Raw genomic sequence first — 22,417 nt, forward strand, 5'->3', positions numbered from 1 at the left:
TTCAAGCGGACTCGTTGAGGACCGGTTCAGCTGCTTTTGATCGCCTCACACGGATCGGCTGCCGCACACCGGAGGTTTTGTTGAAGTGTTCCAACCGCCGGATCATCGTCGGGGTGAGTAGATGACCGCGGGCCAGAACCAACTCAAAAGATGTTTCAGTCCGCACATCATCGACAAGGATATCTCCGGGCCGGAGTGAACGGATGTAGCAATGCTGAAAGAGAGTTTTCTGTTCCGCAGGCTTTTCTTTCAAAAGGATCTCTTTGGCCAATTCCAGAAGCCGCGGATCATATTGCCGCCAGTTGATCATCAACGCGTCAAAAGCTGCAGCATCCGGTCCCCCTTCTGGGGATGCGTACCACAAGTCGGTGAGCAGCTTCAGGATCCTGGACACCAGCGGGATCTTGTCGCCCTCCGGGCCGTTTTCCGGGAACCCGGAGCCGTCATAACCGCAGGCTGATAAATAGAGATAATCGGCCACACGCTCGAGCTGCGGGATGTTTTGCAGCAGATCGCGCGTCTGTTCCGGGGCCTTTGCCAATATGGACCGCTCCTCACCGCTGAGGTTACGGGCTGCCCGGTACCGGGACAGGATCTCCTTTGGCAACATGGCTTCACCGAGCGGCGACAGCATCACGGCCATTTCCAATTCCCATGTCTTTTTAAGCCCGATCTCCTTGGCAAGCCGGACCGCTTGCTGGCGAATGAGCGGGGTCCGTCGAAACGCTTCCGGGTGGAACACGGACAGCATTTCGATCAGCATTTTGACTGACCCCGATAAGGTCCGCTCGAGCAGAGCCCGCTCTTTTGCCAATTGCCGATGATGAGAGAGGCCGGCCTCAAGAGCGGATATAATTTCCGCTCTTTGGCAGGGCTTCTCAAGATACATGAACGCGTGGCCCTCATTGAGCGCCTTCTTGATAACGTCCTTCGATCCCTCACGTGTGAGCATGATCCGGGCCGCTTGCGGCGCCACGACGGCACATTCACTTAAGAAAGCAACGCCATCGTATTCAGGGAAATTATAACAAGAAAACACAACCGCTGTTGCAGGATGCTTTTTGAGAAACTCGATCGCAGCCTCGGCGTCTGAAAAACAAGAAAGCGCGTGATGCTCTGAGAACAGTTTTGTCATGGCCGATTGCACGGAGACATCGGGATCCACGACGACAATTATCTCTTCTCGTTTCATCACCAAGTGCGCTCTCCTAGTGCCTAAACAAATACCTCGACTCACAAAAGAACTTGTTCGTTCCGGAAAGCATTTCACAAGACAAATAATAAATTCTTGAGATTGAACACCGAATTCAACTTTTACAACTTGAGCCTTCACCAATCGGTTCTGGTTTTTGGAAATACATTCGGATTATAAGGCCCGCATGATAGATGCATTGATCATCGGAGCTGGTCCAGCTGGACTGTTTGCAGCCGAACACCTGTCTGCCAAGGGGTATGACGTCGTTGTGGTGGACCGAATGCCATCGCCGGCCCGGAAATTTCTCATGGCTGGACGCGGCGGACTGAATTTGACCCACAGCGAAGCGTTGGAAACGTTTGTCAGCCGGTATCGCGAGGCCGAAAACTTTATCAAACCTCTCATCTCAGATTTTCCGCCCAAAGCCCTGATCGATTGGTGCGAAGGGCTCGGTCAAGAGACCTTTGTTGGGACGAGTGGTCGTGTCTTTCCTAAGTCCATGAAAGCGTCCCCGCTTCTGCGTGCGTGGCTTCGGCGTTTGGACGACAGCGGTGTCCGCCTCCTCACCCGCTCTGCGTTTCGCGGGTTCTCCCAAGATGGCAATGCGTTGATTTCAAGAGACAACGAGGCACCATCACCAATGCCGGCCCGCGCAGTCTTGCTAGCCCTTGGCGGGGCGAGCTGGCCGAAACTTGGGTCTGATGCTGCCTGGGTTCCCGTTTTGCGCGACGCCGGGGTTGAGGTGGTTGACTTTCAACCTGCCAATTGCGGATTTGAAGTGTCGTGGAGCGCATTCATCCAACAACGGTTTGCCGGGCACCCGCTAAAACGGATTAAAGTTACCAGCGGATCGCACTCGGTTTTGGGTGAAGCTATCCTTTCCGGAAAGGGCCTTGAAGGCGGGGCAATCTATGCCTTGTCGGCCGAGATCAGGACGCAGCTCAAGCAATCTGGGACCGCGCCTATTTCGATCGATCTGCGCCCCCAACTCACTCATCAGGCGTTGCACGAAAAACTCGGGCGCCCGCGGGGCAAGCAGTCCATGTCGACATTTCTTAGAAAGACGGTCGGCTTGCAACCGGTAGAACAGGCGCTCATCCGGGAAAGTGGCCCCCTACCGGAAGTCTCGGGAGAATTGGCAACTCGGATCAAGAACGTTCCGGTGACCTGTATCGCCACTTACGATATCGACCGCGCCATTTCCTCCGCAGGCGGAGTGGCCTTGCAGGAAGTCGATCCACATCTCATGCTGCGCATAATGCCAGGGGTGTTTGTCTCCGGCGAAATGCTTGACTGGGAAGCCCCCACCGGCGGCTATCTTCTGCAGGCCTGTTTCGCATCGGGATTGGCAGCCGCCAACGGGATCACCACCTATCTCACCTCAAAGTCACCGGAGACCCCTGGAACATGACCGTCCTTTATGTCGACGCGGATGCCTGCCCGGTCAAAGATGAGACAATCCGTGTCGGAGAGCGCCACAACGTCAGGATCGTGTTCGTGTCGAACAGCTGGATGAGGCTGCCTGATGGAGATCTCATTGAAAGGGTCGTGGTTGCCGAAGGACCGGACGAAGCCGACAACTGGATCGCGGACCGCTCCGGTCCCGGAGACGTCGTCATCACCGCAGATGTTCCGCTGGCAGCTCGCTGCGTGAAGACCGGGGCGCAGGTCTTATCGCCGAACGGCAAACCATTTCGCGAGGATGCCATCGGGATGCGGCTTGCCATGCGAGATCTCAACACGCACCTCAGGGAAATCGGTGAGATCCGTGAGGGCGGCCCCAGCTTCACAAAGCAAGACCGATCCCGGTTTCTCAATCAGCTTGAGACTGTCATGCGGGCAGCGAAGAGGCAATCTGGCGCCTGAATATGCGCATATTATAAGCCCCGCAGATTGGCGAACCAGTCTACGGGGCTGCTGGTGATTGCGCCCAGCTTATAACTGTTAACGGCAGAACCGGTAGTTGCCGGAATATGCGAGGTAGTAACCGGTACGCGGATTGAAAGACCGGTATTTGCTGCTGCAGTAATTGTACCACGCATTACTCCAGGGGGCCGGGCGATAGGTCACGACCGGGGCCGGGCGATACACGCGGCGCGGTGCATAATAATAGGTTGGAGGGCCAGCATATCGGGGCTGCGAGAGCGCGGACCCTACAAGTGCGCCAGCTGCGAAGCCACCGGCAACCCCGGCGGCGACGCCCCAACCGTTACCGGCCTGAGCGGTGTTTGAACCAGCGAAGATCATAGCACCAGCGGCGATCGTCACTGCAGCGGAAGTCGTAACAATAGTCTTGAACATGGTCTTGCTCCTTCAAGCTCCTGAGGCCTTACGCTTCCACCTCAGTTGATGAAGTTACCTTAGACCGGGCCGATTTCTGGCGATGTGACCACAATCACAGCCCAGCGGTTTCCGTTTTGCTGATCCAATCAGCCTCCAAACTCGCTCACAGTCCGAACATGTTGTTGCACCCAAAAGTTCGTTTGAGAATAACTGGCTTCTTTCCCTTGTCGGCAGCTACCGACGCCCTTACATTTGAAATATCAGCGCAAGTTGCGTTGTACGGGACATGATACTAGACCCGGTGAGACTGCCTTCGGCAGCATCCTTTTGGGTGCTGCTCTGAACTGCCAAGCTTTCCGTTTCTTTTTTGACTTCTCGTTTATCGGCTCGGTTCCCCAGGAACGGCTGCCTGCACAAACTACGGAAAGGCTTCTCCATGCGCGAGAACGGCACCATTAAATTCTTCAATCACGACCGTGGATTCGGCTTCATTACCCCGGAAAGCGGTGGCAAGGATGTTTTCGTCCATGTCACGGCGTTTGAACAGGCAGGTCTTGGAACACCGGTTGAAGGCGCAAAGATTTCTTTCGTTGCCGAAGATGACCGTCGCGGCCGCGGCAAACAGGCAGCTCAGCTGGAGCTCCTCTGAGGTTTTTTTAAGTTTCAGGCAGCGATATCGCGCCGAAGCTCAAACATGAAAACGGGGCCAACAGGCCCCGTTTTTAGTTCCAGATCAACGGGCGTACGCCCGAACACAGAATAATCTAGAGCATACACTCAAGCAGCTCGTTTTCACCTATCACACCGACTACGGCACCGTCACGCTGGACGACGACCGGCTCCGTGCTGTCTTTCTTTAGACGAGCTACCTCGCGGATGGTCGTGTCAGCCTTGCAGGTCGGTGCATTGGCCATAGATCCGGGAATGCTTCCCGGCGGCACCATAATATCGCGCGCCCGTAGTACATTGAGTGGGTTCATGTGGCTTACGAAATCGGCCACATAGGGCGTTGCCGGCTTCTTCACGATCTCTTGCGACGTGCCGAGCTGGATGACCCGTCCCCCCTCCATGATTGCGATACGAGATCCGATCTTCGCCGCCTCGTCCAGATCGTGGCTAACGAATATGATGGTCCGGTTGAGTTCCTTCTGAAGATCCAGAAGTTCGTCCTGCAACTTGTCGCGGATGAGCGGGTCAAGAGCCGAGAACGGTTCATCCATCAGAAGAAGGGGGGCATCGGTTGCAAACGCCCGGGCCAAGCCGACGCGTTGCTGCATGCCGCCCGACAGTTCATGGACGTATTTTTCACCCCACCCGGCCAGACCAACGAGCTTGAGCTGCTCTTTCACCTTCGCGTCGCGGTCTTTTTGCGCAACACCGGCAAGCTCCAAACCAAATCCGACGTTCTCAGAGACGGTACGCCAAGGCAGCAAACCGAACTGCTGAAAGACCATCCCGATCCGACTGCGGCGCAGCTGACGCAATTCAGCTTCCGAACATGTCTCAGGGTTGATGTAGCGCTCACCGTCATGGACCTGCACTTCCCCCCGGATGACGGGGTTCAATCCATTCACGCCGCGCAGGAGAGTCGACTTCCCAGACCCGGACAAACCCATCAGAACGATGACTTCGCCCTCGTAAATGTCAAAGGTTGCTCCGGCAACACCCAGGATCTGACCCGTTTCCTTCTGGATCTCCTGCCGTGTTTTCCCGGCATCAATCAAAGGCAAGGCCGATTGCGGATTGTTGCCAAAAACGATGTCGACATCCTTGAAGGAAACAACCGGTGTGTTCTCAGACGCACTCATGATTTGCCTCCTTCTTCCTTACGGAAAAACCGGTCCAGAACAATCGCGATCAGGACGATACAAACCCCGACTTCAAAGCCTTGCGCGATGTTCACCGTATTGAGTGCACGAAGTGTCGGCACGCCGAGACCGTCAGCGCCCACAAGTGCAGCAATCACGACCATCGACAGGGACAGCATGATGGTCTGCGTCAGGCCGGCCATAATCTGCGGCAGCGCATATGGCAGCTCGATTTTCCAGAGGAGTTGCGACTTGGTTGCCCCAAACGCTTCCCCAGCTTCAAGAAGAGCTGTTGGTGTCGAGGAAACGCCCAACTGCGTCAGCCGGATCGGGGCTGGAATGGCGAAAATCACCGTTGCGATCAAACCAGGCACCATACCAAGCCCAAACAGGATCAGGGCCGGGATCAGATACACGAATGTCGGGATCGTCTGCATGAGGTCGAGGACCGGCCGCAGGGCTGCAAAAAACCGCGGATTATGCGCACCATACACACCAATGGGAATGCCGACAGCCATGCAGACCACAGAGGCCGCAATCACCAGGGCGAGTGTTTCTGTGGTTTCTTCCCAATAACCCTGATTGATGATCAACATCAGGGAAACCGCTATGAACGCCGCCAATGAGATTTTCCGGTGAACCGCATATCCCGCACCTGCAGCAAGTGCCACGATGACAAGCGGGTGCGGAGTTTGCAACAGCCACAAGATGCCGTCGATCAGCGTCTCCAAGAATACGGAGATGCCGTCGAACACCCAATAGGCGTTGTCGGTGAGCCAATCGACCATGGTCCGCGCCCATGGCCCAATCGGCAATTTATATTCTGTCAGCCAGTTCAACCTGACGCTCCACTTTCAAGTGTCAGACAAAGAAAAGGCGCCGAGTCTGAGAGACACGGCGCCTGTTTGTCAGGTGTTAAAGACCAAGGTCGCCTTTGACAGCAGCGATGGATTCTCCGCCGTCGAATGTGGTGACACCGTCAAGCCATGCTTCGAACGTTGCAGGATGCGCTTTCAGCCATGCCTTGGCTGCTTTTTGCGGATCTTCACCATCGTTCAGGATTGCGCCCATGATCTCGTTCTCCATCGCAAGAGAGAACTCGAGATTGTTGAGCAGCTTACCGACATTGGCGCACTCGCTGGTGTAGCCGGCCCGCACGTTGGTATAGACCGTTGCACCACCGTAGTTCGGGCCAAAGATTTCATCGCCACCTTCGAGGTAAGCCATGTCAAAGTTGGCATTCATCGGATGCGGTTCCCAGCCCAGGAAGACGATGTCCTTGTCACGCTTTTCAGCGCGGGACACCTGCGCCAGCATGCCTTGTTCAGAAGACTCGACGACTTCAAAACCTTCCAGGCCGAACAGATTCTCGTCGATCATGCCAATGATCAGACGGTTGCCATCATTGCCCGGCTCGATGCCGTAAATCTTGCCATCCAGATCGTCCTTGAACTTCGCAATATCCTGGAAGCTCTTCAGGCCCTTATCGTAGGTGTATTGCGGAACGGCGAGGGTGTACTTGGCGCCTTCGAGGTTGGCACGGACGGTCTCGACAGAGCCGTCTTCGCGGTATGCCTTGATGTCGCCTTCCATGGTCGGCATCCAGTTGCCGAGGAAAATGTCGATGTCCTTGTTCTTCAAAGACGCGTAGGTCACCGGAACCGATAGGATCTTGACCTCAGTGTCATAGCCCAACGCATCGAGAACAACGGTGGTAGCCGCAGTGGTTGCGGTGATATCGGTCCAACCAACATCAGAGAAGCGAACGGTCTTGCAGCTCTCCGGCTCGGCGGCCAGGGAAGTTCCGGTCATCATCAATCCGAGAGCCAGACCGCTTACAAGTTTGGTTGTGAGTTTCATATTTGAAGTTCCCCTTTTTAGTTCAGTCTCTGGTCTCAGCCGCTTGAATTTTTCTTCGCGGCTCCGCATTTCTGCCGAGCCATCTCTCTCTTAGCAGCCGGTATGTCCGAAATGGAAACACTCTAGAGAGAATTTTGCAAGTTTTCATTGATTGATTGATCAATTAAAAATAGGAATTAGGAAAATCTGGAGAGCACAATGCCCAAAGTCGGGATGGAAGAAGAGCGGCGCCGGAGCCTTATAAATGCAACCGTTGACGCTATTCATGAGCGCGGTTACAGCGACGTCACGATGGCGCAAATCGCCAAGCGTGCCGGCGTTTCGGGCGGTCTTGTCCATCATTACTTTGGCTCAAAAGATCAATTACTTGCAGCCACAATGCGGCACCTTCTTACCGAGTTGGGGCGTGAAATTCAGGAAGGCCTGAGCAAGGCGTCAACGCCTAGGGAACGCATATCGGCGATCATCGCGGGCAACTTTGCCGTGGACCAGTTTCAACCTGCGGTCATTGCTGCATGGCTGGCTTTTTATGTTCAATCCCGCACCACAACGAGCAACCGGCGCCTGTTAAAAATCTACGCGGCACGACTTGCATCCAACCTGACGCACAACTTCAAGGCGTTTATTCCGCGCGAAGATGCTCTTCGCCTTGCGGAAGGAACCGCCTCCATGATTGACGGCGTCTGGATCCGCCAGGCGCTCAGTGACAGCAAAACCGACCGCCAGGCGGCCATCGCCTTGGTCGAAGACTACGTTGAAACACAGATTGCGGCCGCGACCGCACAGCGCCCGTCTCAGTGACGCGGCCCGGAGACTTGTCATGACGAACCAGTTCGACTTCATCATCGTTGGTGCCGGATCGGCCGGGTGCGTCCTCGCCAGCCGCCTATCCGAAGATCCGCAGAACCGTGTTCTCGTTCTGGAATTTGGTGGAACCGACGCAGGCCCCTTCATTCAGATGCCCGCAGCCCTCTCCTATCCGATGAACATGTCCCTTTATGATTGGGGTTTTGAGAGCGAGCCGGAGCCGCATCTGGATGGCAGGCGCCTCGCAACACCGCGCGGCAAAGTGATCGGCGGTTCCTCCTCAATCAATGGAATGGTCTATGTGCGTGGCCACGCCTGCGACTTCGATACATGGGAGGAAATGGGTGCTGCGGGTTGGGGCTATCGTCATGTCCTTCCCTACTACAAGCGGATGGAAACCAGCCACGGCGGCCAAGAGGGCTGGCGCGGCACTGATGGCCCGATGCACATCCAGCGTGGCAGCAAATGGAACCCGCTTTTCCGGGCGTTCAAAGATGCTGGCGAACAGGCCGGGTATGGCGTGACCGAAGACTACAATGGCGAACGCCAAGAAGGTTTCGCCGATATGGAAATGACGGTCCACAAAGGCCGGCGTTGGTCTGCCGCAAATGCCTACCTAAAGCCCGCTCTGAACCGCGGCAATCTTGATCTGATCAAAGGCGCTTTGGTCCGGAAGGTCATAATCGAAAGCGGCCGGGCGACGGGCGTAGAGTTTGAAGTCGGGGGCGAAATCCAAATCGCCCGTGCGGCTCGCGAGGTTGTGCTGTCGGCCTCGGCGATTAACTCCCCAAAGATCCTCATGCAATCCGGCATTGGCCCCGCGGATCACCTGTCTGAACTTGGGATCGATGTGGTTGCAGACCGTCCAGGCGTCGGTGCCAATCTGCAAGACCATTTGGAGCTTTACCTCCAACAGGCGTGTACCCAACCAATCACGCTTTACAAGCACTGGAACCTGATTTCCAAGGCTGTGATCGGCGCGCAGTGGTTGTTCTTCAAAAATGGCCTTGGTGCGTCCAACCAGTTCGAAAGCTGTGCCTTCATCCGGTCCAAAGCGGGTGTAAAGTACCCGGACATCCAGTACCATTTCCTGCCGTTTGCCGTCCGCTATGACGGCAAAGCTGCAGCAGAAGGGCACGGTTTCCAGGCACATGTCGGGCCAATGCGATCCAAGTCACGTGGCCGGATCCGTCTGACCTCGAATGATCCGCGCTCGAAACCGTCAATTCTCTTCAACTACATGTCTCATGAAGAGGACTGGGAGGACTTCCGCACCTGCATCCGCCTGACCCGCGAAATCTTCGGCCAGGAGGCCTTTGCCCCTTACCGCGGCAAGGAAATCCAGCCTGGCGATCATGTTCAGACCGACGAAGACCTGAACGCCTTCATCAAGGAACACGTCGAAAGCGCCTACCATCCGAGCTGTACCTGTAAGATGGGAGCCAAAGATGACCCAATGGCCGTGGTGGACCCGGAATGCCGGGTGATCGGCGTGGATGGTTTACGGGTTGCGGACAGCTCCATCTTCCCACAGATCACCAATGGAAATCTGAACGGGCCATCCCTGATGGTCGGCGAGAAAGCATCTGACCATATCCTTGGCAAGACGCCGCTTCCTGCGTCCAATCAGGAACCCTGGATCAACCCGGCTTGGGAAACCAGCCAGCGCTAACACATTCTCCGGTACAAACCGGACCCAAGACACGACAAGCAGGAGCCCCTTCATGCGCGCCCAACCGAATGCGTCCCACTACATCGGCGGAGCCTATACGGAAAGCCAGAGCGGAACGCCCTTTGACTCCCTTTACCCGGCAACAGGTGAGGTCATTGCACAGATCCATCCTGCAGATGACGCCATCATTGCAGCAGCCATTTCCGCAGCCAAGGAAGGCCAGAAAGTATGGGCCGCAACGCCTCCAGCAGAACGTGGCCGCGTTCTGCGCAAGGCAGCCGAGATCCTTCGGGAAAAGAACCATGAGCTTTCAGTTCTGGAGACGCTGGATACTGGCAAACCGCTTCAAGAAACCCTGATCGCGGACGCAGCCTCAGGTGCTGACTGCCTCGAATATTATGGCGGACTCGCGGCAACGCTCACCGGTGAACATATCGATCTCGGCGGCTCTTTTGCCTACACAAAGCGCGAACCGCTTGGCATTTGCTTCGGGATCGGCGCGTGGAACTATCCGATCCAGATCGCTTGCTGGAAAGCTGCCCCCGCACTCGTCTGCGGCAACGCGATGATCTTCAAGCCATCCGAAGTCACACCGCTCAGCGCTCTTAAGCTCGCGGAAGCGTTGACGGAAACCGGTCTTCCGGCCGGCGTTTTCAACGTCATTCAGGGTTTTGGCGATGTTGGCGCCAAGATGGTGGCCCATCCGGACATTGCAAAGGTCTCGCTGACCGGCTCCGTTCCGACAGGTGCAAAGGTGGCGGCGCTGGCCGGTGAGCACCTGAAAAAGACAACGCTCGAGCTCGGTGGCAAGTCACCTCTGATCATCTTTGATGACGCGGATATCGAAAACGCGATTTCAGCTGCGATCAACGCGAATTTCTATTCAACCGGCCAGATCTGCTCCAACGGTACGCGCGTTTTTGTGCATACCGCCATCAAGGAACAATTCCTGAAACGTCTTGCCGAGCGAATCGGCGATGCAGTCCTCGGTGATCCGCTGGATGAGACGACCAGCATTGGCCCGCTCGTCTCCGAGGTACAGCGGGACAAAGTGCTGTCCTACATGCAGATCGGTCAGGATGAAGGGGCCCGTCTTGTCTGCGGCGGCGGCGCAGCCGACATCGAAAGTTTCCCGAACGGATATTTCGTCCAGCCGACCGTCTTTGCCGACGTCAAAGACAATATGCGGATTGCACAAGAAGAAATCTTCGGGCCGGTGCTCAGCGTTCTCGATTTTGACAATGAAGACGATGTCGTTGCTCGCGCCAACGATACCGAGTTTGGTCTGGCCGCAGGCGTGTTCACGAAAGACATTCAACGTGCGCATCGGGTGATTGATCAACTGCAGGCGGGTACATGCTGGATCAATACCTACAATCTGACACCGATTGAGATGCCGTTTGGCGGCTACAAAAAATCCGGTATGGGCCGTGAAAACGGTCACGCGGCGATCGAGTATTACAGCCAGATCAAAAGCATTTATGTTGAAATGGGTGGTGTCGAAGCCGCTTTCTAATCAGACGTCTCTTTGTCCAATCAGTGAGCTCCCCGTTCTTAATGAACGGGGAGTTTTTGTTTCGACCGCCAGCAGGCGCATCTGTTGCCAATTGAATTTCCAGCAAAACCGTCCAGATAATAGACACCGCCTTTGAACCAACCGGATATTCATGACCCGTCACGCCCTCGATCCCTCTCCTAGAACGTATGCTGCGAGTGTACAGCTTTTGGCCCGCTCCAGCCGGGGGGCCTCCTGCGCACCGTCCGGCCAAACGCTCGAAGATGTTAAAAGCTGGCTTTTGAATGACGCGACCAGCATCAAAGACGTGATGTTGATGTACGAGGAGTTCATGTGGCGTTGCCATGCAGCCAATCTCGGCATTGACCGGGCTACTCTCCACGTTGGCACCCTGCACCCGCGTGTGATCGGATTTTCCTGGTTCTGGAGCGCGCTTGACGGTTTTTGCGATGAAATCGCTGCAGATGCCAATGCCATCCAGCATGAAGCCTTTACGCGCAACCCACTGTACAAGGTCATGGCAGAGGGAGAGTTCGTAAAAGTGGATCTTGAGACCAATGAGGGTCTCAACGCTTTTCCAATTATGACGGAATTGGCTGAACAGGGCTACACGAATTACGTCGCTATACCCCTCAGCGCAGCCGGGGCCATGAACAACGCCATGACCCTCGCGACCACGCGCAAGGGCGGTTTTCAAGATGGCGATAAAGAGCGGATCCGGTCCGTCATCGAACTGTTCGCGCTGCATGTTGAACGGCATATAGTTCAGCGCATCGCCCGGAATGTCGCAGATACCTATCTTGGGCCGATTGCCGGTCAACGGGTCCTGGATGGAGAGATCAAACGCGGTGATGGCGAGGCCATCGATGCTGTTGTCTTCATGAGCGACATGCGCGGTTTTACCCAACTCGCCGATAGGATGAGCGGACCTGAAGTGACCGCCATTCTCAATGCCTATTTTGACCGGGTATCAACCTCCGTACTGGCGCACGGGGGAGAAATTCTGAAGTTCATGGGAGACGGCGTTCTCGCAGTTTTCGATCAAAAGGCCCTGGGCCGGGAAGCGGCGGCAGACGCTGCGGTCCAGGCGGCCCGGGCAGTCCTGTCAGCAATTGATGATTTCAACGAAACGCCTCCGGAAGGCCTCCCCGATCCAGCCGTATGGCATCCGCTCAAGATCGGGATTGGCCTTCACATGGGTGAGGTGTTTTTCGGAAATGTTGGCGGCGAGGAGCGGCTCGACTTTACCGTTATTGGCCGCGCCGTAAATGAAACAAGCCGTGTGGAATCACTTTGCAAACCGCTTGGAAAAACGCTTCTCCTGACCGACCCAGTCCGGTCGGCCTTGCCGACCGGGTTACAATCTGCCCTTGATCCAATGGGAGATCATGAGTTACGCGGCGTCGGCAGCCCCGTCGCGATCTACTCAGCCCCGACACACGATATGGCGGTGAACTAAGATCATTTCGTCAGTATCAGTTTGCCCTGTTTCGTAATGGTCAACCGATAGGTGTCGTCATTGTGGAGAATGTTTATCTCCCGGGTGCCACTAAACAGGTCATCGGATTTGAGCTGAGGTTTTCCCTTCGATACCGGAACCTTCGTATATGCCGGCCGGGCGCCTGGCATGGAAAGGGACAAACGTTGTTTGCGGCTGTTTGTCGAAGGCGTCATGGCTATCATCCATCTCTTGGTGAGTGATCAGTTGCGCTGTTTTTCGCCAAAATCAGCGCTGTCTTGAAATGATTCTTATAAGCTGAGTTTTTAACTCCACTTTATACTTGACACTCATACTCAAGTTTTCCTATGAAGGCAATGCCTGATCGGAAAGGAACTGGAAATCGCGTCCTCTGGTTCTTCGAAGACAGGTCCCCTGTCTCGACAGGGTGCCAAATGCCGGCAAGCCAACCGCCCTCTCCTCTCCCTCAGCGGTCAGCCAGCTAGGCTTTGTTCAAAAGGGAAACCGACAGAACAGACAAATAAAGCCGCCCTTTGGGCGGCTTTATTTGTTTGAAGCAGGTCGAAAACGATCAGGCGTTCGCTGCGACCGGACGTTCAGTAGATTCGATGTTGAGAAGCGTCCGCATGCCAAACCGGTCTTCAGAGAGATCTGCAATGGACTTTGCATCGAGCACTTCCATAAACGCCTCGAGCGCCTCATGCAGCAGGCCATTGAAGCCGCAGGACATGATCAAAGGACAGTCTTTTCGGCCTGAATCGAAGCATTCGGCAAGGAGAAAACTCTCTTCTGCCGCCCGAACAACCTCGCCAACGGAGATATCTTCCGCAGGGCGGGCCAGCATAACACCGCCGTTCCGGCCACGAATGGTCCGGATCAAATTGGCATCGACCAGCACCTTCATGATCTTGAACAGGTGCGTCTCGGACATCTCAAAGCTGGCTGCAATATCTGCAACCCGGCTCGGCTTGTCCGGATTTACCGCGCAATACATAAGTGCGCGGACGGCATAGTTTGTCTGTTGTGTCAAACGCATGGGTTAGATATGCGGCTGCGGACTGAAAAGGTCAATCCTAAATTTGGAGTGTAATGGCCAAGTTTTTCGGTTTCTATGGCAAATTTTCCGCAATCACGGACATCTCAAGTACTCGGCCGCTCAGTCGTGCAGCCAGTTAAACGTCTTCCGGCAGATTTTCCTTGAGAAAAACATCAATACCAATGCGCTCCTGATCTTCGATGATCGGAACCCCGTCGCAAAGTGCCTTGAGCACCCGGATCGCACTTCTGATTTCGTGACCGGGATCCTGAGCAATGACAGCATCCATTATTCCATCCCGGAGCGCCTGGCGGGTGTAAGGCGTGAGTTCATGGCCGACAAAGACAATATCGTCCGCACGGCCGTTCTCCCGGATTGCTGCAATCACGCCCCTGTTGCCTGCGCCGATGTTGTAGACCGCAGTTAGGTCCGGATGTTCGGAGAGCAGCTTGCGCACCACATCTTCGTTTCTCCGATTATCGTCCCGGCCTTCGCGCACCTTCAAGAGCTCCAGATGCGGATACTCAGTGTCAATCACTTCGCGGCAGCCTGTGTATCGGTCAGCGTGGTCCCTCAGTCCAAGAGAGCCGGCAATCAACGCGATCTTTCCAGGCTCCTTCGGCAAAAACCGCCCCATCAACCGGCCAGCCGTCCGGCCAGCAGCAACATTGTTGATGCCGACGAAGTGCTGCCGGGCGGAGGCCGGATGATCGGACACCAGTGTCACAACAGGGACGCCGCGGTCCTGCAAACGATCAATAGCCGCGCGCACTTCCGGAAACGCGGGCGCAACCACTGCAACACCATCACAAACGGATTTGTCGAGAACGGCGAGTGTTCCGGTCACCCGGTGACCATCAAAGGCATCAATCGGCTCGACATGCACCTGCATACGCGCGCCACTCATGGACTGTGCATGCGCCCTGGCTTCCCGTGTCAGATCTTCCATGAAGGCATTCGGCCCGTTCGGGATCAGGAAATGCAGCCGGTAGGCGCTTTTCTTGGCGAGGCCCGCTGCAAAGACATCCGGCTGGTAGTTCAGTCTCTCAACAGCCTGGCGAACCTTTTCAATTGTCGCCTTGCGCACACCGGGCCGCGTGTTCAAAACCCGATCGACCGTCGCCAGGCTGACGCCTGCTGCTTCAGCCACATCATGGATCGTCACACGCTTCAAGAGCCCCTCCCGTTCAGGCGACTATAGCAAGAAATGAGGCACGGTCATCAAAAAATGGTGCAATGCGAAACTTTGCGCTGGTTAAGCACTTTGAGATCTAGACGAATTGACCGGCCGCGTGCCCGGACGACCACGCCCACTGAAAGTTAAAGCCACCGAGATGCCCGGTCACATCAACCACTTCGCCAATAAAATAAAGCCCGGGAACTTTCGCACTTTCCATGGTTTTGGAAGAGAGTTCTTTTGTGTTCACACCGCCCAGCGTCACCTCGGCTGTGCGGTAGCCTTCCGTGCCAACAGGTGTCAGCTGCCAGCGGTTGAGCTGCTCTGAACAGCGGCGCAAAACCTTGTCCGACAAATCCGCCAAACGGCCCTTTAACTGAAAAGCCTGCGACAGCTCGTCGGCCAGACGCGATGGCAACAACTGGGTCAACCCGGTTTTGAGATCCTGTTTCGGAGTCGCTGATCGCGCTGATCGAAGTACGTCAAACACATCCGTCCCGGGGAGAAGGTTCACAGAGATCGGCCTGCCTTCTTCCCAATAGGATGAAATCTGCAAGATGGACGGACCGGACAAACCACGATGGGTAAACAGCAGCCCTTCGCGGAACGTGGTCTTTTTGAAACTGACTTCTGCATCAACCGAGACGCCTGACAGACGAGCGCACAAATCCTTGTTGGCGTCAGAAAATGTCAACGGCACCAGTGCGGCACGCGGCGTGATCACATCATGACCGAATTGCTTTGCAAGATCGTAACCAAATCCTGTCGCCCCCATCTTCGGGATTGACGGCCCTCCTGTTGCAACAACAAGAGACTTGGCCCGCACCGGCCCTTTCGACGTTGCAACGGAAAAGCGGTCATCCGGTTTGCTCACGGCCGAGATCGAGGTTTCCAGCTGCAAAACACCGCCAGCTGCCTCCAACTCGGACAAAAGCATCTGGATGATGTCCTTGGCGGAGTTGTCGCAAAAGAGCTGGCCAAGCGTTTTTTCGTGCCAGGAGATCCGATGTTTTTCGACAAGTCCCAAGAAATCCTGCTGGGTGTAGCGTTTCAGGGCCGAGACGCAGAACCTCGGATTTTGGGAAAGGAAATTGGCCGGTGAGCAATGCAGGTTGGTGAAATTGCAGCGGCCGCCCCCGGAGATCCTGATCTTGTCTGCTGGCCGCTTGGCATGGTCCAGGACCAATACTTGACGGCCCCGCTTGGCCGCTTCAATCGCACACATCAATCCGGCGGCACCGCCACCGAGCACAAGAACATCCAGATCACGCATAGCGGCGGTTATACAGCGTTTACTCCCGCTTACCAGAGTCCAAACGAAACCGGCGGCCCTTTCGGACCGCCGGCTTACAAAACTCGCTTCTCAGAAAGAAAAAGCTTAGTTCATTTCGGACACAACTTCGAAACCGTCAGCGCCAACTTCAAAGAGAGCAAAGGTGCCCGGAACGTCGCCTTTTGCGTCGAAGTTATGGTCACCAGCAGCGCCTTTGTAGTCGATCGCGGTACCAGCAGCGATCAGCTCTTTTGCTTTCTGCCACTCACCTGGACGGATCGCTTCGCCTTCACCGTTGGAGACTTCTCTCAGAGCAGCACCAACGCCTTCTTTTTTGCCACCGGTTTTTTCCAATGCCAGTGCCAGCAAGAAAGCTGCGTCATAGGAGGTGTTTGCAAAAATCGCGTCTGGATCACCGCCAACGCCTTTGAAGGCTTCGTTGAAGATGTCCAGAGAGTCAGACTTTTCACCGACCGGCGAAGAAGAAACAAAGTTTGCGAGGTTCTCTGCACCAAGCTCATTGATGACTGCGTCGGACTTCATACCGTCGCCGCCAACGAACTTTTCAAAGAAACCGTTTTCCAGAGCCTGACGCAGGATGGTGAGGCCTGTGCCGTCACCGTAGTCGAAGATGACCAGCGTGTCGGCGCCGCCCTTGGCAAGCTCAGCCAGGTTTGAACGGTAGGACGCTTTGCCTTCTTCGTGCGCTGCGAACTGTGTGATCTCACCGCCGAGCGCATCGACGTACTCGGTCTTGAATGCGTTTGCGAGACCCGTGCCGTAATCGTTGTTGAGATAAGCAACCGCAACCTTGCCATATCCCATGTCTTTCAGAGTACGCGCCAGTGCACGGCCCTGGTAGTCATCAGACGGAACGGTCCGGAAAACCGAGTCGTTGTCTTCAAGGTTTGTGATTTCCGGGGACGTACCGGACGGTGTAACCAAGGTTACGCCAGCCGGAATGGTGACGGAACCGGCTGCTGCCAGAACGGCGCCGGAGCAATGCGGACCAACGATACCAGCAACGCCTTCGATATTGACAGCTTTGGTCGCAGCGTCCGTGCCGCCTTGCGGGTTACATGCGCTATCACCGACAACACCGACGAGCTTTTCGCCATCGCCGATACCGCCTTGCTCGTTGACCTGCTGAACAGCCAATTGCGCTGCATCGATCATGGCCGGAGCCATCGCTGCGATCGGGCCGGAGACACCGCCGATAAGGCCGATCTTCACATCAGCTTTCGCCGGAACGGTGGCCAGTGCTGTTGCCGTCATCAGGCCCGCAGCAAGCGTCAGAAGCTTGGTTTTCATGAAAGTACCTCCTCATTAACCGGTCTTTGCCGGGTCTTTTGAACGTCTTGGGTAGCACAACTCGTTAGGGTTGCGCCACCCTGGCGCGGGCCTAGTGGTCCGCACCGCCTTTTGCACTCCGCTGGTCGCCCCTAAGCGGCTCTGGAAGCAGCCCCTCCGGCCGGAACCGCAGCACCAGCTGCAGCATCAAGCCAATAAGGAACAAGCGGATATATTTTGCCTGGATCGCATATTCATGCGGCAGGCGATCTGTTGCAATCTCGGACACCGACCAGATGATCCAAACCACCGCTGCACCCAGGATGGCGCCGCGGTTGTTGCCGGACCCGCCCAGGATCAACATGATCCAGACCAGGAAGGTTGCGACCATCGGATCAATTGCCTCAGGTGTGATAGAGCGGTTGAAGTGCGCAAAAAGCGCTCCACCCAACCCCATAAGAGCTGCGCCAAAGATAAAGGCTTCCAGGCGGCGGAATTCCACATCCTTACCCATCGCCTTGGCGGCATCTTCATTGTCCCGGATCGCGCGCATCATCCGGCCCCATGGCGCGTTGAACTGACGCTCGACCAGCACATACGCGGCAATCAAGACTGCCAGGACGATGATGAGATAAGCGACCTGAGATTCCATATAACCAATGTCACTCATCGGCCGCGGGATACCCGGAATGCCGCGCGCGCCGTTGGTCAGCGCCGGTTCCGACTTGATTACCAGACGGATGATTTCAGCAATCCCGATTGAGGCAATCGCGAGATAATCAGAACGGAAGCGCAGACAGATTTTCCCAATTGGCCAAGCCACCAGCGCCGCGGCGATCATGGCTCCGACCCAACCGATGACAAAGTGAAGATCGAACCCGCCGATCCGGCCGTCGACGGCTTCTGTTGTCAGGATCGCCGAGGTGTAAGCCCCTACGGCAAAGAAGCCCGCGATACCGGCATTGAAAAGACCCGCAAAACCCCACTGGATGTTCAAGCCGAGTGCCAGAAGGGCATAGATGGCAATGAAAATCGCCATGAAGAGAGCGTAATTTACAAGACCCAGAAATTCCATCTTGTGCCCTCCCCTTAAAGAACCTTGCCCTTGAGCAACCCGGTCGGGCGCACAAGCAGCATGAACAACAAGATCGCAAAGGCCATTGCAGCCTTATATTCGCTCGGGATGACAAGCACGGACAGCTCTTCGGCAATGCCGACGATTAGTCCCCCAAGAACAGCCCCTTCAACCCGTCCGACACCGCCAAGAATGGCCGCTGCGAACATGGGCAGAAGCATGTGCCAACCCATCATGGACTTCAACTCAGTGTTCAGTCCGAGGAAGAAGCCCGAGGCAGCGCACAAACCACCGGCAATCACCCATGTCAGGATGATGACCTTGCGGTTGTCGATCCCTGACAGCAGCGCAAGGTTCGGGTTGTCGGACATGGCCCGCATGGCCTTGCCCCATTTGGACTGGGTCAGGAACACATGGAGGACGCCGACCAGCGCCAGCATTGCGATCACTGTGTAGATCTCGCGGTCCCGAATCCGAAGACCGAAGTAGTTTTCCGGTCGGACAATACCGCGCGAATAGGTTTCCGTATCCACACCCCAGACGACCTGAACAACCGCCCGGATCATGAGCGCAATGCCGAGCGATGCCATCACCGTGACGATCTTTGGGCGTTCTCGAAGGTGGTCATAAAACACCTTGTCGATGCCAACGGCCACTGCTGCAGTTGCGATGATCGCGACAGGCAATGCTGCGAGCGGCGACACGCCAAGCGTGGTGACCACTGCCAAAGCTATGAAAGCACCAAGTGTTGCCAAATCGCCGTGCGCCAGGTGCGCATAGCGCAGGATCGCGAAGATCAACGTGATTCCGACCGCGCCAAGCGCATAGATTGATCCGAGCACGATGCCTGGAATGACGTAAAAGTTTAGAAGTTCAAACAAATCCATACCGCTCAGCCCCCCAGGAACATCTCGGCGACCTCGCGGTCAGCCAGCAAATCGGCCCCTGAGCCTTCATGACGGTTTTTACCAGCTGCCAGCACATAGCCGCGGTCGGCAAATGCCAGCGCTTGTTTTGCATGCTGCTCGACGAGCAGAATGGCAACACCCGTGTCCCGGACGTCGCGACAGATCTGAAAGATCTGCTCCATATATTTCGGAGAGAGACCTGCGGTCGGCTCATCCAACAGCAGTAGCTTAGGATCCAGCATCAATGCCCGGCCCATCGCGACCATCTGCCGTTGGCCGCCAGACAAGCTGCCCGCCATCGTCTTGCGGCGTTCCTTCAGATCAGGGAACAACGCGTAAACACGGTCATAGGCAACCGACAGATCGCCTTTTTTCAGGAACCCGCCCATTTCCAGGTTTTCATGGATAGACATCTCACGGAAGATGTTGTCCACCTGAGGCACATAGCAGATCCCGCGCTGAACAATGCGGTTGGGCGCCCATCCGGTGATGTCATCACCATCGAACATCATTTTACCGCCGCGGATGTTGAGCAGGCCGAACACCGATTTCATCGCCGTCGATTTGCCGGCGCCATTCGGGCCAACAATGACGACGATTTCATCCGCCATCACATGCATCGAGACGTCTTCAAGGATGTTGGCATCACCGTAACCGCCAGTGATGGCTTCCATTGAGAGGAGAGCTGTCATGCGGCGTCTCCTGTCGTCTCACCAAGATAGGCTTCCAGAACCTGCGGGTTGGACCGCACTGTCTGGAAGTCACCTTCGATCAGCACTTTGCCCTCTGCCATGCAGACCACGGGATCGCAGAGCTTTTCAATCATTTCCATATCATGTTCGATCAGGATGAACGTGTAACCGCGCTCCTTGTTCAAAAGCTCGATCTTGCTTTCCAGTTTGCGCAGCAATGTCCGGTTTACACCAGCGGCTGGCTCGTCCAGCAAAACCAGCTTTGCGTCGGTCATCATTGTTCGACCAAGCTCAAGAAGCTTCTTCTGGCCGCCCGACAGGTTTCCTGCCCGCTCGTGCGCGATATGAGAAAGCTCGAGGAACTCGAGTGTTTCGTAGGCCCGTTTCTCAACCAGCGCTTCTGTCGACTTCACCTTGCCCCAGGATAACCAGTTCGAAAACAAGCTTTCTCCCGGCTGCGACGGCGGGACCATCATCAGGTTTTCAAGCGCTGTAAGTTTGTGAAACTCGTGCGGTATCTGGAACGTGCGTACCAGCCCCTTGTGGAACAGTTCATGACTGGCCAATGGCGTCACATCTTCGCCCAGAAAACGGATCGTGCCGCTTGTAGGCTGCAGCGCACCTGCGATCAGATTGAACAGGGTGGTCTTACCTGCACCGTTTGGGCCAATCAGACCGGTGATACTGCCTTCTTCCACCCGAAACGAGCAGCCGTTTACCGCCCGAAACCCACTAAAATCCATAACGAGCTGATCTAGCTCCAGCATCAAAGCTCCTCGCCGCCCCCCAAGCGGTCTTTCTTATTTTCCTTTGGCCGCTTCGATTGTCGCGCAAGATCCACGAAAGGATCCGCCGCCATATTTCCTTGGCGCGGCCCCAATCCTTCTAGCTTCATTGGCAGATCAATCAACTCATAAAAACCGCCCTTTGCACCAGAAAAGGCAAGTTTTTCCGATTATCGAGGCGTTTTGGTACAGCTGATCCGTATTCAACGCCAAGTCAAAAGATATGACAGCGGGAACAGAGCAAACAGGCGTAAATCAAATAGCAAAGACAAGACCCAATTGTTTCATACAAATCCTGGATGGGAAATTGCTGGGCTGTCTAGCCGCAGCACCACAGTCCTTTGCTGTCTTGAGAATACGCGTTTAGCGAGAAGCTTCTGCTGGAAAACGAAAAACCAGCGGCCGAGGCTAGTGTTCGAGAAAACAATGATAGGCACGCTCAATTGCGGTCAACACAACTAGTGCAGATACAACGCCAATCATGTACACTGTTTTTTGCGATTTAACATCATGGAGTTAGGAGAATTTTCACCACTCTTACCTATTTTTAAATACATCCATTAGGAACAGCCGCTTAGCAAGAAGCCATCTCTTATCCGGTTTGAGACATTGTTAGTCCTGCGGATATTGGTTTTTAAATCCTAGATTGCAGGTGGTTAAACTGTCGAGTTGGACGATGTTTGCAATGCGTATGCATGGCGTGGAGAATGACCCTGTCCGATCAACTTAAACTCCAAAAGATTGTGCGGCACTCCACAGATGAGTCTGAACATGCCGGAATAGCAATCACCGATCTCAGGTTCGATGCCCGCCTGATTACAAGCATTTATGACCGGCTTGACACCGGTGTCTGGATTTTTGATTTCGACGAAAAAAGAATAATTTGGGCCAACAAAAAGGCTTTGGAAATCACCGGCGCGCCAAGTCTGGAAGAGTTACGGGCCAGAGATATGGCATCCGACATGTCTCATTCCGTGGACCAACGGCTGAAACAATATCGGCAGGATTTCACTCAAAAGGACGTAAGTGTTTCCGAGATTTGGACACTTTATCCCAAAGGAAAAGCCCGGGTTCTTCAGGTCACTCTTAGTGGCATCATCCTAAACGACGGGCGCATGGCAATGCTGTGCGAAGCGCGAGACCATCACGAACAACAGCCAGAGACCCTTCGCAGCGCCGAAGCGTTGATGCACACCACCGTGATGATCTCGCTCTTTACGAAAGACGGCTCTCCACTTTACCGGAACACAGCAGCACGGGCTGCTTGCGTGGATCTTGAAACGAACTTCTATCAGCAATTTCAAAATCCGGCAGACATCCTGCACCTTAAGGAGCGGTTGGATAAAGAGCGGAATGCCCGCCTCGTCGCGCTTGTGCGCACCAGCCAGGGCGACCGATGGCATGAACTGACTGTACGTCCTTGCAGCGACGCGGTTACCAGCCAGCCAGCTTACCTAGGGTTTGTGGGGATTCATTTTGAATTGATGACGGCCGCTGCGATGTAAATGAATGCCTCGAAGCTGCGATCGGTTTTGCAGGCCCGCATGGCGATTCGCTTGAACTCTTTGAGTTGACAGAAGA

22 protein-coding genes are annotated in these 22,417 nt (G+C 55.3%); 8 read left to right on the forward strand and 14 right to left on the reverse strand.

Features of this window, described 5'->3' with window-relative positions:
• Position 1: 1 nt before the first annotated feature.
• Positions 2 to 1,192: an HD domain-containing phosphohydrolase gene (locus ACVDG4_RS10900; RefSeq protein WP_447235110.1), complete on the reverse strand. Its 1,191-nt coding sequence runs from the start codon at positions 1,190 to 1,192 to the stop codon at positions 2 to 4.
• A 187-nt stretch (positions 1,193 to 1,379) separates the two neighbouring features.
• On the opposite strand from ACVDG4_RS10900, the gene ACVDG4_RS10905 reads away from it, so the two are divergent.
• A complete protein-coding gene (locus tag ACVDG4_RS10905; RefSeq protein ID WP_447235054.1) occupies positions 1,380 to 2,606 on the forward strand; it encodes a BaiN/RdsA family NAD(P)/FAD-dependent oxidoreductase in 1,227 nt (408 codons plus the stop codon).
• Entirely contained in the window at positions 2,603 to 3,061 is a 459-nt protein-coding gene (locus ACVDG4_RS10910) for a YaiI/YqxD family protein (RefSeq protein ID WP_447235055.1), read from the forward strand. Before ACVDG4_RS10905 ends, ACVDG4_RS10910 begins: the two co-directional genes overlap by 4 nt.
• Positions 3,062 to 3,139: 78 nt before the next feature.
• Here the strand turns inward: ACVDG4_RS10910 and ACVDG4_RS10915 are convergent, their stop codons facing one another.
• On the reverse strand, positions 3,140 to 3,496 hold the full coding sequence (locus ACVDG4_RS10915) for a BA14K family protein (protein WP_428528333.1): 357 nt from the start codon (positions 3,494 to 3,496) through the stop codon (positions 3,140 to 3,142).
• 418 nt (positions 3,497 to 3,914) lie between these two features.
• Between ACVDG4_RS10915 and ACVDG4_RS10920 the strand changes: the two genes are divergently transcribed.
• Entirely contained in the window at positions 3,915 to 4,127 is a 213-nt protein-coding gene (locus ACVDG4_RS10920) for a cold-shock protein (RefSeq protein ID WP_133948591.1), read from the forward strand.
• A 115-nt stretch (positions 4,128 to 4,242) separates the two neighbouring features.
• On the opposite strand, the gene choV is transcribed toward ACVDG4_RS10920, so the two are convergent.
• The 3 genes from choV to ACVDG4_RS10935 form a co-directional block, all read right to left on the reverse strand.
• Positions 4,243 to 5,286 carry a choline ABC transporter ATP-binding protein gene (gene choV / locus ACVDG4_RS10925; protein WP_447235056.1) on the reverse strand — a complete coding sequence of 348 codons (1,044 nt, stop codon included), beginning with the start codon at positions 5,284 to 5,286 and terminating at the stop codon, positions 4,243 to 4,245.
• Positions 5,283 to 6,125 (reverse strand): choline ABC transporter permease subunit, encoded by an 843-nt coding sequence (choW, locus tag ACVDG4_RS10930; protein WP_209179285.1) that lies wholly within the window; start codon positions 6,123 to 6,125, stop codon positions 5,283 to 5,285. The genes choV and choW overlap by 4 nt, the downstream gene beginning before the upstream one ends.
• A 76-nt stretch (positions 6,126 to 6,201) precedes the next feature.
• Positions 6,202 to 7,146, reverse strand: coding sequence for a choline ABC transporter substrate-binding protein (locus ACVDG4_RS10935; protein WP_306149793.1), 945 nt, complete (start codon positions 7,144 to 7,146; stop codon positions 6,202 to 6,204).
• A gap of 198 nt (positions 7,147 to 7,344) precedes the next feature.
• Between ACVDG4_RS10935 and betI the strand changes: the two genes are divergently transcribed.
• The 4 genes from betI to ACVDG4_RS10955 all read left to right on the forward strand — a co-directional run bounded on the left by betI (position 7,345) and on the right by ACVDG4_RS10955 (position 12,600).
• On the forward strand, positions 7,345 to 7,947 hold the full coding sequence (gene betI, locus ACVDG4_RS10940) for a transcriptional regulator BetI (RefSeq protein ID WP_447235057.1): 603 nt from the start codon (positions 7,345 to 7,347) through the stop codon (positions 7,945 to 7,947).
• A 19-nt stretch (positions 7,948 to 7,966) separates the two neighbouring features.
• On the forward strand, positions 7,967 to 9,625 hold the full coding sequence (gene betA, locus ACVDG4_RS10945; RefSeq protein WP_447235058.1) for a choline dehydrogenase: 1,659 nt from the start codon (positions 7,967 to 7,969) through the stop codon (positions 9,623 to 9,625).
• Between the two features lie 52 nt (positions 9,626 to 9,677).
• Positions 9,678 to 11,141, forward strand: a complete 1,464-nt coding sequence (gene betB / locus ACVDG4_RS10950; RefSeq protein WP_447235059.1) for a betaine-aldehyde dehydrogenase — start codon at positions 9,678 to 9,680, stop codon at positions 11,139 to 11,141.
• 151 nt (positions 11,142 to 11,292) lie between these two features.
• Positions 11,293 to 12,600, forward strand: coding sequence for an adenylate/guanylate cyclase domain-containing protein (locus ACVDG4_RS10955; protein WP_447235060.1), 1,308 nt, complete (start codon positions 11,293 to 11,295; stop codon positions 12,598 to 12,600).
• A 2-nt stretch (positions 12,601 to 12,602) separates the two neighbouring features.
• Here ACVDG4_RS10955 and hemP read toward each other — a convergent pair whose 3' ends face one another.
• The 9 genes from hemP to ACVDG4_RS11000 all read right to left on the reverse strand — a co-directional run bounded on the left by hemP (position 12,603) and on the right by ACVDG4_RS11000 (position 20,818).
• Complete coding sequence (gene hemP, locus ACVDG4_RS10960; protein WP_040451480.1) at positions 12,603 to 12,815, reverse strand: hemin uptake protein HemP; 213 nt, start codon at positions 12,813 to 12,815, stop codon at positions 12,603 to 12,605.
• A 356-nt stretch (positions 12,816 to 13,171) separates the two neighbouring features.
• Complete coding sequence (gene rirA / locus ACVDG4_RS10965; protein WP_082428869.1) at positions 13,172 to 13,636, reverse strand: iron-responsive transcriptional regulator RirA; 465 nt, start codon at positions 13,634 to 13,636, stop codon at positions 13,172 to 13,174.
• A 136-nt stretch (positions 13,637 to 13,772) separates the two neighbouring features.
• A complete protein-coding gene (locus tag ACVDG4_RS10970; RefSeq protein ID WP_447235061.1) occupies positions 13,773 to 14,810 on the reverse strand; it encodes a LacI family DNA-binding transcriptional regulator in 1,038 nt (345 codons plus the stop codon).
• 97 nt (positions 14,811 to 14,907) lie between these two features.
• On the reverse strand, positions 14,908 to 16,086 hold the full coding sequence (locus ACVDG4_RS10975) for a BaiN/RdsA family NAD(P)/FAD-dependent oxidoreductase (RefSeq protein ID WP_447235062.1): 1,179 nt from the start codon (positions 16,084 to 16,086) through the stop codon (positions 14,908 to 14,910).
• A 105-nt stretch (positions 16,087 to 16,191) separates the two neighbouring features.
• On the reverse strand, positions 16,192 to 17,397 hold the full coding sequence (locus ACVDG4_RS10980; RefSeq protein ID WP_133948606.1) for an ABC transporter substrate-binding protein: 1,206 nt from the start codon (positions 17,395 to 17,397) through the stop codon (positions 16,192 to 16,194).
• A 91-nt stretch (positions 17,398 to 17,488) separates the two neighbouring features.
• Positions 17,489 to 18,451 (reverse strand): branched-chain amino acid ABC transporter permease, encoded by a 963-nt coding sequence (locus ACVDG4_RS10985; protein WP_447235063.1) that lies wholly within the window; start codon positions 18,449 to 18,451, stop codon positions 17,489 to 17,491.
• 14 nt (positions 18,452 to 18,465) lie between these two features.
• On the reverse strand, positions 18,466 to 19,338 hold the full coding sequence (locus ACVDG4_RS10990; protein ID WP_133948610.1) for a branched-chain amino acid ABC transporter permease: 873 nt from the start codon (positions 19,336 to 19,338) through the stop codon (positions 18,466 to 18,468).
• A gap of 5 nt (positions 19,339 to 19,343) precedes the next feature.
• The gene (locus ACVDG4_RS10995) at positions 19,344 to 20,051 is read right to left on the reverse strand and encodes an ABC transporter ATP-binding protein (protein WP_447235064.1); all 708 of its coding nucleotides are present in this window, start codon (positions 20,049 to 20,051) and stop codon (positions 19,344 to 19,346) included.
• A complete protein-coding gene (locus tag ACVDG4_RS11000) occupies positions 20,048 to 20,818 on the reverse strand; it encodes an ABC transporter ATP-binding protein (RefSeq protein ID WP_209179273.1) in 771 nt (256 codons plus the stop codon). The genes ACVDG4_RS10995 and ACVDG4_RS11000 overlap by 4 nt, the downstream gene beginning before the upstream one ends.
• Positions 20,819 to 21,543: 725 nt before the next feature.
• On the opposite strand from ACVDG4_RS11000, the gene ACVDG4_RS11005 reads away from it, so the two are divergent.
• The gene (locus ACVDG4_RS11005) at positions 21,544 to 22,341 is read left to right on the forward strand and encodes a PAS domain-containing protein (RefSeq protein ID WP_447235065.1); all 798 of its coding nucleotides are present in this window, start codon (positions 21,544 to 21,546) and stop codon (positions 22,339 to 22,341) included.
• The last annotated feature ends 76 nt before the right edge of the window (positions 22,342 to 22,417 follow it).

It is taken from the genome of Roseibium sp. MB-4 (assembly GCF_053005265.1).

Coding starts and splice junctions, on each gene's coding strand:
- hemP (WP_040451480.1), bottom strand. CDS start 12,815: ATGACGCCTTCGACAAACAGCCGCAAACAACGTTTGTCCCTTTCCATG.
- ACVDG4_RS10995 (WP_447235064.1), bottom strand. CDS start 20,051: ATGACAGCTCTCCTCTCAATGGAAGCCATCACTGGCGGTTACGGTGAT.
- choV (WP_447235056.1), bottom strand. CDS start 5,286: ATGAGTGCGTCTGAGAACACACCGGTTGTTTCCTTCAAGGATGTCGAC.
- ACVDG4_RS10900 (WP_447235110.1), bottom strand. CDS start 1,192: ATGAAACGAGAAGAGATAATTGTCGTCGTGGATCCCGATGTCTCCGTG.
- ACVDG4_RS10935 (WP_306149793.1), bottom strand. CDS start 7,146: ATGAAACTCACAACCAAACTTGTAAGCGGTCTGGCTCTCGGATTGATG.
- ACVDG4_RS11000 (WP_209179273.1), bottom strand. CDS start 20,818: ATGCTGGAGCTAGATCAGCTCGTTATGGATTTTAGTGGGTTTCGGGCG.
- betB (WP_447235059.1), top strand. CDS start 9,678: ATGCGCGCCCAACCGAATGCGTCCCACTACATCGGCGGAGCCTATACG.
- ACVDG4_RS11005 (WP_447235065.1), top strand. CDS start 21,544: ATGACCCTGTCCGATCAACTTAAACTCCAAAAGATTGTGCGGCACTCC.
- ACVDG4_RS10990 (WP_133948610.1), bottom strand. CDS start 19,338: ATGGATTTGTTTGAACTTCTAAACTTTTACGTCATTCCAGGCATCGTG.
- ACVDG4_RS10910 (WP_447235055.1), top strand. CDS start 2,603: ATGACCGTCCTTTATGTCGACGCGGATGCCTGCCCGGTCAAAGATGAG.
- betI (WP_447235057.1), top strand. CDS start 7,345: ATGCCCAAAGTCGGGATGGAAGAAGAGCGGCGCCGGAGCCTTATAAAT.
- ACVDG4_RS10980 (WP_133948606.1), bottom strand. CDS start 17,397: ATGAAAACCAAGCTTCTGACGCTTGCTGCGGGCCTGATGACGGCAACA.
- ACVDG4_RS10915 (WP_428528333.1), bottom strand. CDS start 3,496: ATGTTCAAGACTATTGTTACGACTTCCGCTGCAGTGACGATCGCCGCT.
- ACVDG4_RS10905 (WP_447235054.1), top strand. CDS start 1,380: ATGATAGATGCATTGATCATCGGAGCTGGTCCAGCTGGACTGTTTGCA.
- ACVDG4_RS10920 (WP_133948591.1), top strand. CDS start 3,915: ATGCGCGAGAACGGCACCATTAAATTCTTCAATCACGACCGTGGATTC.
- ACVDG4_RS10985 (WP_447235063.1), bottom strand. CDS start 18,451: ATGGAATTTCTGGGTCTTGTAAATTACGCTCTCTTCATGGCGATTTTC.
- betA (WP_447235058.1), top strand. CDS start 7,967: ATGACGAACCAGTTCGACTTCATCATCGTTGGTGCCGGATCGGCCGGG.
- ACVDG4_RS10975 (WP_447235062.1), bottom strand. CDS start 16,086: ATGCGTGATCTGGATGTTCTTGTGCTCGGTGGCGGTGCCGCCGGATTG.
- rirA (WP_082428869.1), bottom strand. CDS start 13,636: ATGCGTTTGACACAACAGACAAACTATGCCGTCCGCGCACTTATGTAT.
- ACVDG4_RS10955 (WP_447235060.1), top strand. CDS start 11,293: ATGACCCGTCACGCCCTCGATCCCTCTCCTAGAACGTATGCTGCGAGT.